Annotated in this window: 14 protein-coding genes; 10 read left to right on the forward strand and 4 right to left on the reverse strand. The window is 67.2% G+C overall.

Annotation, left to right across the window (positions count from 1 at the left end; translation table 11 throughout):
- Positions 1–8: 8 nt before the first annotated feature.
- Positions 9–1394 (reverse strand): sigma-54 dependent transcriptional regulator, encoded by a 1386-nt coding sequence (locus WS70_RS13510; protein WP_059469427.1) that lies wholly within the window; start codon positions 1392–1394, stop codon positions 9–11.
- 527 nt (positions 1395–1921) lie between these two features.
- Between WS70_RS13510 and WS70_RS13520 the strand changes: the two genes are divergently transcribed.
- The 5 genes from WS70_RS13520 (at position 1922) to WS70_RS13540 (ending at position 6506) form a co-directional block, all read left to right on the forward strand.
- Entirely contained in the window at positions 1922–2287 is a 366-nt protein-coding gene (locus WS70_RS13520) for a hypothetical protein (RefSeq protein ID WP_059596687.1), read from the forward strand.
- A 64-nt stretch (positions 2288–2351) separates the two neighbouring features.
- Positions 2352–3047 (forward strand): hypothetical protein, encoded by a 696-nt coding sequence (locus tag WS70_RS31530; RefSeq protein ID WP_159082896.1) that lies wholly within the window; start codon positions 2352–2354, stop codon positions 3045–3047.
- Between the two features lie 593 nt (positions 3048–3640).
- Positions 3641–3805, forward strand: coding sequence for a hypothetical protein (locus WS70_RS31535; protein WP_156437919.1), 165 nt, complete (start codon positions 3641–3643; stop codon positions 3803–3805).
- A gap of 510 nt (positions 3806–4315) precedes the next feature.
- The gene (locus WS70_RS13535; protein WP_059596689.1) at positions 4316–5797 is read left to right on the forward strand and encodes a sigma-54 dependent transcriptional regulator; all 1482 of its coding nucleotides are present in this window, start codon (positions 4316–4318) and stop codon (positions 5795–5797) included.
- 205 nt (positions 5798–6002) lie between these two features.
- Entirely contained in the window at positions 6003–6506 is a 504-nt protein-coding gene (locus WS70_RS13540; protein WP_059469421.1) for a dihydrofolate reductase, read from the forward strand.
- 153 nt (positions 6507–6659) lie between these two features.
- On the opposite strand, the gene pmbA is transcribed toward WS70_RS13540, so the two are convergent.
- On the reverse strand, positions 6660–8030 hold the full coding sequence (gene pmbA / locus WS70_RS13545; RefSeq protein WP_059469420.1) for a metalloprotease PmbA: 1371 nt from the start codon (positions 8028–8030) through the stop codon (positions 6660–6662).
- Between the two features lie 144 nt (positions 8031–8174).
- Between pmbA and yjgA the strand changes: the two genes are divergently transcribed.
- The gene (yjgA, locus tag WS70_RS13555; RefSeq protein ID WP_059596690.1) at positions 8175–8783 is read left to right on the forward strand and encodes a ribosome biogenesis factor YjgA; all 609 of its coding nucleotides are present in this window, start codon (positions 8175–8177) and stop codon (positions 8781–8783) included.
- A complete protein-coding gene (gene mog / locus WS70_RS13560; RefSeq protein WP_082715908.1) occupies positions 8764–9384 on the forward strand; it encodes a molybdopterin adenylyltransferase in 621 nt (206 codons plus the stop codon). The genes yjgA and mog overlap by 20 nt, the downstream gene beginning before the upstream one ends.
- Positions 9385–9448: 64 nt before the next feature.
- On the opposite strand, the gene orn is transcribed toward mog, so the two are convergent.
- Positions 9449–10054 carry an oligoribonuclease gene (orn, locus tag WS70_RS13565; protein WP_059596691.1) on the reverse strand — a complete coding sequence of 202 codons (606 nt, stop codon included), beginning with the start codon at positions 10052–10054 and terminating at the stop codon, positions 9449–9451.
- 117 nt (positions 10055–10171) lie between these two features.
- Here orn and WS70_RS13570 point away from each other — a divergent pair, with 117 nt between their 5' ends.
- The 3 genes from WS70_RS13570 to WS70_RS13580 all read left to right on the forward strand — a co-directional run bounded on the left by WS70_RS13570 (position 10172) and on the right by WS70_RS13580 (position 12755).
- A complete protein-coding gene (locus tag WS70_RS13570; protein ID WP_059596692.1) occupies positions 10172–11431 on the forward strand; it encodes a M48 family metallopeptidase in 1260 nt (419 codons plus the stop codon).
- Positions 11428–12372 carry a ribosome small subunit-dependent GTPase A gene (rsgA, locus tag WS70_RS13575; protein ID WP_059469418.1) on the forward strand — a complete coding sequence of 315 codons (945 nt, stop codon included), beginning with the start codon at positions 11428–11430 and terminating at the stop codon, positions 12370–12372. The genes WS70_RS13570 and rsgA overlap by 4 nt, the downstream gene beginning before the upstream one ends.
- Positions 12373–12437: 65 nt before the next feature.
- Positions 12438–12755, forward strand: coding sequence for a putative signal transducing protein (locus tag WS70_RS13580; RefSeq protein ID WP_059469417.1), 318 nt, complete (start codon positions 12438–12440; stop codon positions 12753–12755).
- A gap of 280 nt (positions 12756–13035) precedes the next feature.
- Here the strand turns inward: WS70_RS13580 and WS70_RS13585 are convergent, their stop codons facing one another.
- Positions 13036–13974, reverse strand: a complete 939-nt coding sequence (locus WS70_RS13585) for a CobD/CbiB family protein (RefSeq protein WP_059469416.1) — start codon at positions 13972–13974, stop codon at positions 13036–13038.
- Positions 13975–13981 lie beyond the last annotated feature (7 nt).

Here is a 13981-nt window from a genome sequence, read left to right on the forward strand (position 1 = left end):
GGCCCGCGCTAGCAGGCCCGACGCAGGTCCTCGTCGCGCTTCCCGCGCGCGCTGCCGTCGTCGCGCATCCCGTACGCGCAAAGCAGCCGATAGAGCGTCACGCGCGACACGCCGAGCTCGCGCGCGGCGTCCGCGAGCCGGCCGCGATGCCGCAGCAGCGCGACTTCGATCGCATGCCGCTCGGCGCTCTCGCGCGCCTCCTCGAGCGACATCGGCGCGACCTCCGCGTAGTTCGACAGCTCGAGATCGGCCGCGCTGATCATGCGCCCTTCCGACATCACGATCGCGCGCCGGACCCGGTTGATCAACTCGCGCACGTTGCCCGGCCACGCGTAGTTGTGAAGCGCCGCGATCGCGTCGGGCGTGAAGCCGCGCAGCCGCCGGTGCGCATCGCCCTTGAAGCGCTCGAGCATGTGCTTCGCGAGGATCTCGATGTCCTTGCCGCGCTCGCGCAACGGCGGCTCCTCGAGCTTCAGCACGCACAGCCGGTGATACAAGTCTTCGCGGAAGCGCCCGTTGCGCAGCGCGACCTGCATGTCGACATGCGTCGCGGAGATGATCCGCACGTCGACCGAAATCGACGCATGTCCGCCGACGCGCTCGACCTTGTGCTCCTGCAGGAAGCGCAACAGGCTCGCCTGGCTCTCGAACGGCAGATCGCCGATCTCGTCGAGGAACAGCGTGCCGCCGTTCGCGGCTTCGATGCGGCCGATCTTGCGCTGGTTCGCGCCGGTGAACGCGCCGCGCTCGTAGCCGAACAGCTCGGCTTGCAGGAGCGTTGGCGGAATCGCGCCGCAGTTGATCGCGACGAAAGGCGCGTTCGCGCGCGCCGAGCGCTCGTGAATCGCGACCGCCGTCAGCTCCTTGCCGGTCCCCGATTCGCCGGAGATGAACACAGGCGCGTCGGTCGCGGCGACCTTGCGGATCATCTTGAAGAGCGCGAGCATCGCATCGCAGGTGCCGACCATCTCGCCTTCGTTGCGCACGGTCGCGGCGGCGGGCGCGAGCCCTTCCGACAGCGTGACCATCCCATACGCGTGGCCGACCGACTCGACGATGCGCTCGCGCTCGTAAGGCACCGTCACGTAATCGAAGCAGTAATCGCGCACGAGCCGGCGCACCGCCTCTTCTTCCATCTGCCCTCGTCGCGTCATCGCGATCCAGCCGACGTTCGGCGTCTTCAGACTCGCTTCGAGCTCGCGCAATTCGGCGGCCCCGACTCCGCACGAAAAATCGAGCAACCCGCCGGCAATCACGCCTCGCGCGGCGGAACGCCGCATCTCGCGCGGCGAATCGACAACGTCGGCCTGCCATCCATGCTGGTCGAAACAGCGCTGCAGATCCGCATTCGGACGATGGGAATAGTAAATGAGATGCCTTGCCGCAACATCCATGACGCCACCCAGTCAATCGATTTGCGTCGCGCGGCCTGGCACAGGTGCGCGACGGAACCGAGCCGGGATCTACGAAAAGGACTCGGCTCGTCATTTTTCACTTCCACTGGAACTGCGTTCCCCGTAGATCGACGCTTGGCTCGAAAATCAGAGGCGGTGGTCACGGCCGCCCCCATTTTTCGGATCTGTGTTGTTTCAGCCTACTGACAAGCGCACGACAAAGCAAATGAATTAAATCATCTTTTTTCAGCATCGGCTGCATCAAATCAATTGCATTCCTCTGCTGATATTCCGAAAGACTGTATCTAACGATTCGCTTAATTCGTCGTGCGCTTGAATGGAAGATTAGATTAATCCGTCGATTTTTGAATCAGCGGTATTCCCGATCGGCCGTTTCAAAGCTGAAACGTTTTGCACGTGTTTGGCCGTACCCCGATTCGTCCGCGCATTCGGGCAGCTCGTCCAGTCAACGGATGGCGCGCGGTGGCATGTATTTCGCTCGATCACCGGCAAACCGGAGAGACGTCATGCGCATCGCCGCTTGTCTTGCCTATCGACCACATCTCATCGTCACAGTGCTCACGGTATTGTTTGCGGCGTTGTCGCCTTTCGTCGCAATCGCGCACGAAAACGATACATACCGGAACGTCGACAAGCAGCCCGTGCATGTCACCGCTGCCGAATGGACCGAGCGTTTCGTGCATGTCGATGCCGGCGTATTCGCGCGACAGCGGGAGCGTGTGGCGGCCTCTGTTCCCGTCGCGACGCCGCTCTCCGACCGCAGCGCGGCCGTGACGCTGTGGGACGAGATTGGGCCGCCGACACCGCTGCCCGTGCCGTCCGATGCGCAGCGCACGGTTCGAGGCGACGGCACGAGCTATACGAGGCGATGACGGACTCGCATGTAAAGGGCCAGGCCCACCGCGACAAAACCACGCAAGACGAAGAGGAGACGAGATGACTGTACTGCCCGACGCCTCGCAGCCGTCGTCGCGCCGCGCGTTGCACGCTTTGCGGACCGGTTCCGCCGCCGCAATCGTGCGCGTTGAGCCGATGGGCACGGTTCCAGGCAGCGCGATCTGCACGCATGCGATCGCATCGCGCGGCGCGCGTCGACAGGCGCTGCGCATTCGCGATGATCACGATCATCACGACGTCGCGGTTTCGCGCGAGCAGCCGCGCCACACGAGCGCGACCGATGCGCGGAACACGGCCGCCGCATCTCGCCCCAGTCCGAAGCACTCGCGCATCTCCATCCGTCTCGCTCGGAACGGCGCATCGCATGCGACGACGAGCGCCGGATGCATCGCATTGCCGAATCCGCGAGGTCCGTCGCCCGCGCATCGGCATGCGGGCACAGCAGGTCTTCAGCGCGACAGCGTCGCAACCCGCACGCTGAGCGCGAAAGCGGAAACCGCCTCGGATAGCGAACTATCCGAGGCGGTCCCTAAACACGGAAGTCTGGGACAGCCGGCGGGGGGGCATGAAATGCAGCGGGCATTGCGCCACGGCGACGCGCTCGCGCATCTCATCGGAATCGTCCAGGTCATCCAGATAGCCGGAGCCGTTCATGCAACGGCGAACGTTTTGGTGCTCCGTCCCCCGGCGGGCACTCTTTTTGGCAGCAGAATCCATACATGTCGGAGTGTCTGATGAAACGCCTCTTCGTTGCATCGGCGATGATGCTTGCGTCGGCAATCGGTTTCGCGTTCGCTTCGCCGCTCCCCCCCGCTCCACACGGCACAACCGGCCTCACGCCGCGCGCGGACCTGTCCCGCTGGTTGGCGCGCGCCGATCGCGTCGATGCAGCGCGCGACGGCCTCGCCGCGACGGCCGCCGACGATCGGCCAATCGCGCCGGTGTCGAGCGCCTCGTGCGGCATGCACCGTCGCTGCGACTCGCATCGCACACGATCCGCGCGCAATATCGCCGGCGATGCGCGACTGCGCTCGCGCATCGCCGATCGGAACCGCGCATCGCTCGCTGCGTATCGATCGCCGCTTGTCGATTTGTCGTCCAATCGTTCGGGCGATCCGCCGCACGACGCGCACGAATCGACATCGACATCGAATCGCGCGACCGACTCGGGTCTCGGCGATCCGCAGCACACGCCTTCGATGCATGACGGCCGCTCATTCGTCGCATCGAAGTGCGTCGTTCAGCCAAGCGATCGGGATCGCGCGGTATACGTCTCGACGAATGCGAATATGTCGGCGCCGGCGAACACGCCGAGACATTCGCCACGCATGCGCGACGCCGACGACGTGGCGACACGTCGCATCGTCGCGCACGTTTTCCCGGCGCGGCGAGCGAACGTACTCGCCGCGACGAGCGCAATCGGCAGCATCGAAACGAAGACCGCCGGCGATGCCGGCAACTGGGAGGACAATCACTCGCGGTCGCCGCGCTGAAACGCAGCCGACGACGACTTACCGAGGAATGCGCATCGCGCCGCGACGATCGCAACGCGACACGCCACGGGGGGACCGACATGTCCGGGGAAATCGCGCCGACGCCCGCTCGGCCAGCCGCATTCGCGCGCCGCGCGTCGTGCGCGTGTGTCCTCGATCGTCTGGTCGGCGATCGGCCGGGCATGGTCGACGACCACACAACACGGCTGCGTCAGCCGACACGACGCTGCCGGCGCGCTTACGTTTTCCGCGCACCGCGCGACGCACATCGCGCTCGACGCCACCAGCCCATCCCGACCGAATGCGCCTACGCCGCATCGGTGCGCGAGCCGAGCGCAAGCCGACCGGCGTCGATCCCCGCGCCGCGCGCCCGCTTCGATTACGCCTTCGATCACACCTTCGATACGCATACGCCGACGATCGCGCCCGACAACGCATACGACGCGCCGCGAGCCACTATCGACGCGCGCATCCCCGACACGTTCCGAACAATATCTGCAGAGGTGCATCGTGCACGACTTCCGTCCCTACCCCGATTGCACGCCGCCCGGTCACGCCACGCATTCCTCGTCCGCATCGACCAACCCGAGCGCGGACGAGCAGGCCATACGCCCGCTCGTCTACCTGTCGCGCACGCCCGACACGACGCTCGTCGAACATCTGCGCGCGCGGCGCTGGAACGTGCACGTCGCGCGCTCGGCGAACGAAGCGGCGCGCCGCGTGAAGCCGAACCAGCCACAGGCGGGGATCGCGGATCTCGACGGTTTCGCGCCGCGCGAGCTGTCGACGCTTGAATTGGTGCTGCGGCAGCAGCAGGTCGGCTGGATCGCACTCGCGGGCGACACGCGCATCAACGATCCCGACGTGCGCCGGCTGATTCGCCAGTACTGCTTCGACTACACGCAAGGCCCGCCGCCGCACGAGACGATCGATTATCTCGTCGGCCACGCATACGGGATGGTCTCGCTGTACGATCTGGATTTCGCAGCGGGCATCGCCCAGACGACGGGCGACGAGATGGTCGGCGCATGCGACGCGATGCAGCAGTTGTTCCGGATGATCCGCAAGGTGGCCGCAACCGACGCGACCGTGTTCATCTCCGGCGAATCCGGCACCGGCAAAGAGCTGACCGCGCTCGCGATCCACGAGCGCTCGGAGCGCCGCAAGGCGCCGTTCGTCGCGATCAACTGCGGCGCGATTCCGAATCATCTGCTGCAGTCCGAACTATTCGGCTATGAGCGCGGCGCGTTCACGGGCGCGAGCCAGCGCAAGATCGGCCGTGTCGAAGCGGCCGACGGCGGCGCGCTGTTCCTCGACGAGATCGGCGACATGCCGCTCGAAAGCCAGGCGAGCATGCTGCGCTTCCTGCAGGAAGGCAAGATCGAGCGCCTCGGCGGACACGAGTCGATTGCGGTAGACGTGCGGATCATCTCCGCGACGCATGTCAATCTCGAAACGGCGATGCGCGAAGGCCGCTTCCGCGAGGACCTGTTTCACCGGCTGTGCGTGCTGAAGCTCGAAGAGCCACCGCTGCGCGCGCGCGGCAAGGACATCGAAATCCTCGCGCATCACATCCTGCATCGGTTCAGGAGCGACGGCGCGCGCCGGATTCGCGGCTTCACATCGTGCGCGATCGAAGCGATGTACAACTATCAGTGGCCCGGCAACGTGCGCGAGCTGATCAACCGGATCCGGCGCGCGATCGTGATGTCCGACGGCCGCCAACTATCGGCCGCCGATCTCGATCTCGCGCCGTACGCGACGCGCCAGGCGACGACGCTCGCCGAAGCGCGCGAGCGTGCCGAGCGCCGGACGATCGAAGCGTCGCTGCTGCGGCATCGCCACCGCCTGACGGAAGCGGCAGCCGAGCTCGGCGTGTCGCGCGCGACGCTGTATCGGCTGATGGTGTCGCACGGGCTGCGCGAGCTGTCATGGGGCGCCGCGCATCGGCCGGGCGCGGGCAACGCCGACGACGAAGCCGAGCGCACGTGATGCGCGCGTTCCGCGCATGCGGCACGGTGCATGACGTATAAGGCGCGGCGAGCGAGGCGTCCGTCGCCGCGCGTGCCGCGCGCGAAGCGGCATTCGGACCGACGCGATGCAAACGCCGCCCATCCCGCCGCGCCGAACGAGGCCGGCACGGCGCGCGATGCGCGATCCGGTAAAATCGTGCCCTTCGGCATCTTTTCTTTCCGTCATGACGACGCTGACCCTGATCGTCGCACGCGCCCGCAACGGCGTAATCGGCCGCGACAACCAACTTCCGTGGAAACTCCCCGAGGATCTCGCGTTCTTCAAGCGCACGACGATGGGCGCACCGATCGTCATGGGCCGCAAGACGCATGAATCGATCGGCCGGCCGCTGCCCGGTCGCCGCAACATCGTCGTCACGCGCGACGCCGCGCGGCGCTTCGACGGCTGCGACACGGTTTCGTCGCTCGACGACGCACTCGCCCTCGCTGCGCGCGACGGCGCGGCCGAGGCGTTTCTGATCGGCGGCGCGCAGCTCTACGCGGAGGGCCTGCGGCACGCGGACAAGCTGGTCGTCACCGAGATCGACAAGGACTTCGAAGGAGACGCGTCGTTTCCCGCGCCCGATCCCGCGCAATGGGAAGAGGTGTCGCGCGACGCACATCGCGCGGCGGAGCCGAACGATTTCACGTACGCTTTCGTCGTCTACCGGCGCAAGCGCGCCGGCTGACGCGGGCGGCGGCGCGCGTCCACGCGCCGCTGCGGCAAAGACGCCCAAAAAGACAAAACCCCTCGTTCCGAAAAACGAGGGGTTCGTCAGCATTCTAAAGCGCCGCTTGCCGTGGCGCTTTTTGCTTTTACACGATCGAACCGATCGCGACGCTCACTGCCCCGCGATCGTCATCTGCTCGATCAGCACCGAGCCCGTCGCCTTCGTCCCGCGCACGATCGAATCCGCGCCGATCGCGACGATGTGGCGGAACATCTCCTGCAGCGTGCTCGCGACGGTGATCTCCTCGACCGGATACTGAATCTCGCCGTTCTCGACCCAGAAGCCCGCCGCGCCGCGCGAATAGTCGCCCGTCACGTAGTTGACGCCCTGCCCCATCAGTTCCGTCAGCAAAAGACCCGTGCCGAGCTTCTTCAGCATCGCGTCGAAGTCGTCGGTCGGCCGCGTGAGCGCGCTCTTCAGCGCGATGTTGTGCGAGCCGCCCGCGTTGCCGGTCGTCTGCGTGCCGAGCTTGCGCGCCGAGTACGTCGACAGGAAATAGCCCTCGACGACGCCGTCCTTCACGACGCTGCGCGCGCGCGTGCGAACGCCTTCCTCGTCGAACGGCGCGCTGCCCATCGCGCGCGGCACGTGCGGGTCCTCGACGATCTGCACGTGCGGCGCGAACACCTCTTTGCCGAGGCTGTCGACGAGGAACGACGTCTTGCGATACAGTGCGCCGCCGCTCACCGCCTGCACGAACGCGCCGAGCAAGCCTGCCGCGAGCGGCGCCTCGAACAGCACCGGCACCTTGCGCGTATCGAGGCGGCGCGCGCCGATCCGCGCGAGCGCACGCTCGGCCGCATAACGGCCGACCGACTCGGGCGAAGCGAGCTCGTCCGCGCGGCGCTTCGACGTGTACCAGTCGTCACGCTGCATGTGGCGGCCGCTGCCCGCGATCGGCGCGCACGCGATGTAGTGGCGCGAGTACGGATAGCCGGCAAGAAAGCCGCGCGACGTCGCGAGCACGAACTGCGAGTGCTGCGCGGACACGCTCGCGCCCTCAGAATTGCGGATCTGCGGGCTGACCGCAAACGCGGCGTCCTCCGAGCGGCGCGCGATGTCGACCGCTTCGTCGGCCGAGATGCGCCACGGATGATAGAGATCGAGATCGCGCGGATCGGTTTCGAGCAGCTCGGCTTCGGCGAGCCCCGCCGCGTCATCCTCGGCCGTGAAGCGCGCGATGTTGTACGCGGCCGCGACCGTGTCCTTCAGCGCGGCGGGCGAGAAATCCGACGTGCTCGCGTTGCCGCGCTTCTTGCCGATGAAGACGGTCACGCCGACCGTCTTGTCGCGGTTGTGCTCGATCGTCTCGACCTCGCCGCGCCGCACCGACACCGACAGGCCGTCGCCCTCGGAGATTTCGGTCGCGGCGTCGGTCGCGCCGAGCGCCTTCGCGTGCCGGAGGATATCCGTCGCGATTTCTTTCAGTTCGTTCTGCGTGTGCGGGAAATAGTGCGCCTGGGCGTCGAGGTTTGCAGCCATCGTCGTGGTATCCGGTGGCGGGCGGTTCGCCCGCGTGTTTCAAAATGTGCGTATCCCGCGATCATAGCAAGGTCCGGCGCGGGCGACGCGGGTCGGCGAACGCGGTGCGCGGCGTGCGGTGCGCGGCGCGATACAATGCCGCCCATGACACGCAAAACCCGTATCCAACCGATCGAGCCCGCCGCCGAAGACGCCAGCCACGGTTACGATCGCCCCAGCAAGTCCCAACTGAAGCGCGACATGCACGCGCTGCAGGAGCTGGGCGTCGCCCTCGTCGAGTTGCCGAAGGATGCGTTCAAGCGCATGCCGATGCCGGAAGATCTCGCCGAAGCCGTGCGCGAGGCGCGCCGCATTACCGATCATGAGGGCAAGCGCCGCCAGATCCAGTACGTCGGCCGCGTGATGCGCTCGCTCTCCGCCGACGAAACAGCCGCGCTGCGGCTGGCGCTCGACACGCAGCGCGGCGTCAACAAGGCCGAGACCGCACGCCTGCACTGGATCGAGCGCACCCGCGAGCGACTGCTCGCGAGCGACGACGCGCTGACCGCGTTCATCCACGAGCATCCGGCCGCCGACGTGCAGGAAGGCCGCATGCTGATCCGCAACGCGCGCAGGGAAGCGCAGCAGGGGAAGCCGCCCCGCTACTTCCGCGAGCTGTTCCAATGGATCAAGACGGCGAGCGGCGCGGCAGGCGACGCGGACGATTCGCCCGATCACGCCTCTTCTTCCGACAATGACGACGACGAAGCGTAACCATCCCGACGAACTCGTGATCGGCCTCGTGTCGATCAGCGACCGCGCCAGCAGCGGCGTCTACGAGGACAAAGGCATTCCCGCGCTGAAGGAGTGGCTCGCGTCGGCGCTTGCGTCGCCGTGGCGGGCCGAGACGCGACTCATCCAGGACGACGCGCCGACGATCTCGGCGACGCTCGTCGAGCTCGTCGACGCGGCCGGCTGCGACCTCGTGCTGACGACGGGCGGCACGGGCCCCGCGCGCCGAGACGTGACGCCCGAGGCGACGCTCGCGGTCGCGACGAAGGAGATGCCGGGCTTCGGCGAGCAGATGCGGCAGATCAGCCTGAATTTCGTGCCGACCGCGATCCTGTCTCGGCAGGTCGCGGTGATCCGCGAGGCCGCGGATCACGCGGCGCTGATCGTGAACCTGCCCGGCCAGCCGAAATCGATCAAGGAAACGCTCGAAGGGCTGCGCGGCGACGGCGGCAAGGTCGAGGTGCCGGGCATTTTCGCTGCGGTGCCGTATTGCATCGACCTGATCGGCGGCCCTTACGCGGAGACGAATCCGGCCGTATGCGCGGCGTTCCGGCCGAAGAGCGCGGTGCGCGCGCCGAAATGATCGCCGCGGCGCAGCGACGCCCGCCCGCCTCCCCGGCCCGGCGCCACGACGCGCGGACCGCCGCTCAAGCGGTTTCGCCTGCCGGCGCGGCCGGAATCAGGAAGTGCTCGCGGTAGTACCTGAGCTCGTCGATCGACTCGTGGATGTCGGCAAGCGCCGTATGCATCGCGCGCTTCTGGAAGCCCTTGTAGATCGCAGGCTGCCAGCGCCGGCACAGCTCCTTGAGCGTGCTGACGTCGAGGTTGCGGTAATGGAAGAAGCGCTCGAGTTCCGGCATCCAGCGCGCCATGAAGCGGCGGTCCTGGCAGATCGAGTTGCCGCACATCGGCGACTTGCCAGGGGGCACGTGCTGGCCGAGGAACGCCTCGATCTGCGCGGCGGCGTCCGCCTCGGTGACGGTCGACGCGCGCACGCGGTCGATGAGGCCGGAACGGCCGTGCGTGTTCTTGTTCCAGTCGTCCATCTTCGCGAGCGTCTCGTCGCTCTGATGGATCGCGAACACGGGGCCTTCGACCGCGATGTCGAGGGTCGAATTGGTGACGACGACGGCGATCTCGATGATACGGTCGCTGTCCGGGTTCAGGCCTGTCATTTCCATGTCGAGCCAGACGAGGTTCAGTTCGTTGCGAACGAGCGCGGGCTGGCCGGCCACGGCAGAGATATCGGTCATGAGCAATCCTGGGAAATGGACGGGCGGCGCGCGCGCCGCCACGCGGACCGGCAAGCGACAAGCGGGCCGGGTCCGCAAGAACATATAATTCTCGCATAGATACCACTAGCGCCCTCGATGTCCGCCTATACCTTCACCCTGCTCTTCGCCGTCGCGCTCGTCGCGATGACGGGCACCAAGCTGTGGCTCGCGTCGCGGCAGATCCGCTTCGTCGCCGCACATCGCGGCCGCGTGCCCGCGCAGTTCCGCGAAACGATCCCGCTTACCGCGCACCAGCGCGCCGCCGACTACACGGTCGAACGCACCCGGCTCACGATGTTCGAGATCGTCGTCGGCTCGGCCGTGCTCGTCGGGCTCACGCTCCTCGGCGGCGTCGGCGCGCTCGATTCGCTCCTCACCGGCTGGCTCGGCCACGGCTACGGCCAGCAGGTCGCGCTCGTCGCCGCGGTGCTCGTGATCTCGAGCGCCGTCGACCTGCCGTTCGAGTACTACCGCCAGTTCGGCATCGAAGAGCGCTTCGGCTTCAACCGGATGACGAAGCGCCTGTTCTTCGCCGATCTCGCAAAGAACGCGCTCCTCGGCGCGGCGCTCGGGCTGCCGCTCCTGTTCGTCGTGCTGTGGCTGATGAACCAGGCAGGAGCGCTCTGGTGGCTGTGGACGTGGGCCGTGTGGGTCGGCTTCCAGTTGCTCGTCCTCGTGCTCTATCCGACCTTCATCGCGCCGCTCTTCAACAAGTTCGAGCCGCTGTCCGACGACGCGCTGCGCACGCGGATCGAGGGGCTGATGAAACGCTGCGGCTTCGCGGCGAAGGGCCTCTTCGTGATGGACGGCAGCCGCCGCTCCGCGCACGGCAATGCGTATTTCACGGGATTCGGTGCCGCGAAGCGGATCGTGTTCTTCGATACGCTGCTCGCCCGCCTGACGGGCAACGAGATCGAAGCCGTGCTCGCGCACGAGCTCGGCCATTTCAAACGCCGCCACGTGATGAAGCGGATGCTCTGGACGTTCGCGCTGAGCCTCGCGCTCCTTGCGCTCCTCGGCTGGCTCGCGCAGCGCACGTGGTTCTACACGGGCCTCGGTGTGATGCCGTCGCTCGCAGGCAGCAACGCGGGCGTCGCGCTCGTGCTGTTCTTCCTGTCGATGCCGGTGTTCCTGTTTTTCGTCACGCCGCTCGGCAGCCTGAGTTCGCGCAAGCACGAGTTCGAAGCCGACGCGTTCGCCGCGAGCCAGACCGACGCGCGCGACCTCGTCAACGCGCTCGTGAAGCTCTACGAAGACAACGCGTCGACGCTCACGCCCGACCCCGTCTACACCGCGTTCTACTACTCGCACCCGCCCGCGTCGCAACGGATCGACCGGCTGCTCCAGCTCTCATGAAGCGCGCGCCGACGAAGCAGCCGGCCAAGGCCGCCGCGCGCGGCGGCGAGCGCGTCGAAGGACGCGTGATCGCCGCGCACGGCCGCCACTACGTCGTCGCGCCCGCCGACGGCGGCCCGATGCTGCAGTGCTTTCCGCGCGGCAAGAAGAGCGACGTCGCGGTCGGCGACCGCGTCGTCTACGAACGGACGTCGGCCGACCAGGGCGTGATCGTCGAGATCGGTGAGCGGCGCAACCTGCTCTACCGCTCCGACCAGTTCAAGTCGAAACTCTTCGCCGCGAATCTCGATCAGTTGCTGATCGTGCTCGCGACCGAGCCGTACTTCAGCGAAGACCTGCTCGGCCGCGCGCTGATCGCCGCCGAGGCGAACGAGCTGAAGCCGATCGTCTTGCTGAACAAGATCGATGTCGAAGCCGCGCTGCCGGTTGCGCGCGAGCGTTTGGCGGCGTACCGCGCGCTCGGCTACGACGTGCTCGAGCTATCGATCAAGGGCGCGCCCGACGACGCACGCGCGCAGCTCGCGCCGCGCCTCGCCGGCCATTCGACGATCCTGCTCGGCCAGTCGGGGATGGGCAAATCGACGCTCGTGAACCTGCTCGTGCCCGACGCCGAGGCGGCGACGCGCGAGATCTCCGCAGCGCTCAACAGCGGCCGCCACACGACGACGTTCACGCGCCTCTATCCGCTCGCCGACGGCGGCGCGCTGATCGATTCGCCCGGCTTCCAGGAGTTCGGGCTCTATCATCTGACGGAAGGCCGCCTCGAGCGCGCGTTCCCGGAGTTCCGGCCGCTGTTGCCGCACTGCCGTTTCTATAATTGTCATCATCTGCACGAGCCTGGCTGTGCGATCCTGGAAGCCGTCGCCGACGGCAAGATCGCGCCCTCGCGCCACACGCTGTACGCACAGCTCGTGCACGAGGCGAGCCAGATCGTCCGCTAGCCGGGCGCCTCGGCGGCCGCGAGCCGCCCGCTCGCCCATTCGTCGTGCACAGAGGAGACGCCGCGATGCGCTTCAGGGCCCCCGATCTCGCGACCGCCCAGCACTGGGCGAACGTACTCGACGTGGCGGGCGTCGGCTGCGAGCTGCACAACCGCTTCGCGGGCGGCGCGCTCGGCGGCCTGCCGATCGACGCGTGCCTGCCGGAAATCTGGCTCGACGACGAGCGCGACGAGGCGCTCGCGCGGCGGCTGATCGAGGCGGCGTCGGCCGGGCCGCCCGCCGGCGCGACGCCGTGGCGCTGCGCGCGCTGCGGCGAGACGCTCGACGCGCAGTTCACCGCGTGCTGGCATTGCGGCGCGAACCGCGAACCGCGCGACGGCTGACGCAGCGCTTCGCCCCGCTTTACGCGTATTTGACGCCCATTCGGGCGTCCGCGACCCGCAGCAAGCGCAGAACATGCAAAAAAAGCCGGCTCGAAGCCTAATGCCGTTCGGTTGAGATCAAAAAGGCCGCTCCGATTGATACCGGAGCGGCCCTTTTCCTTGGTTCGGCAAGGCCGCGGCGAACCATGCTTAACTGAACTGCATTACGGCTCGAAGCCGGCTTTTTCTCCGGCGATCGTCGCCGGTCCGGACGAAGAACGCACTACGCCCCGCCTTCGCGTCACGACACCCAGACGGCGATCGTCAGCATCAGCAGGAGCAGCATCCACAGGATCACCGCGCGCCACACGAGGCCGACGGCCGACTGCAGCGTGCGCGGCGTGCAGTCGTCGCCGACGGTCATCGGGCCGCTGTCGCCGGCCGCCAGCGCATCGACGCTCGACGGCTCCGCGAGCGGGCCTGCGAGCCGCGCGCCAAGCGCGCCGCTGCCGGCCGCGAGCAGCACGCCGTCGTTCGGGTCGGGCCACTGTCGCGTGTGATTGCGCCACGCGTAGATCGCATCCTCGAAGTTGCCGACGATCGCGAAGCCGAGCGCGGTCAGGCGCGCCGGCACCCAGTCGATCACGAAGAACGCACGCTGCGCGAACGTCGAGAACGCCGCGGTGCGGTCGTCCGCCTGCACCGACCAGCTACGCGCCAGATATTCGGCGATCCGGTACAGCACCGCGCCCGCGGGGCCGATCGGCAACACGAACCAGAAGAACACGCCGAACACGTGGCGGTGCGACGCGACGACCGCATGGATCAGCGTATGGCGGACGATCTCGCTGACCGGCATGTCGACCGTGTCGATGCCCGTCCATTCGCGCAGGATGTCGCGCGCGCGCGGCACATCGTCGTTGTTGAGCGCGAGGTGGATGTCGGTGAAGTAATGGCTGAACTGCCGGAAGCCGAGCGTAAAGTACACGACGACGACATTCCAGAGAAACGCGAGCACGAAGCTCACCTTGTACAGCAGGAAATAAACGAGCCCGGCGGCAAGCACCCAGGGCAGCACGACGACGAGCCACGCGAGCACGCCATGCTTCCGCTTGCCGGCGTCGAAGCCGTGCGCAGCCGATTCCGCATGAGACTGAAACAGCGCGAAGACCGGATTGCTCGGCGACAGCGCGCGGACCTGTTCGATGATGAGGGCAAGGAGAACCGAGAAGAAAGTCATGCGAAGG

This window comes from Burkholderia mayonis, assembly GCF_001523745.2.
Lineage (GTDB): Bacteria > Pseudomonadota > Gammaproteobacteria > Burkholderiales > Burkholderiaceae > Burkholderia > Burkholderia mayonis.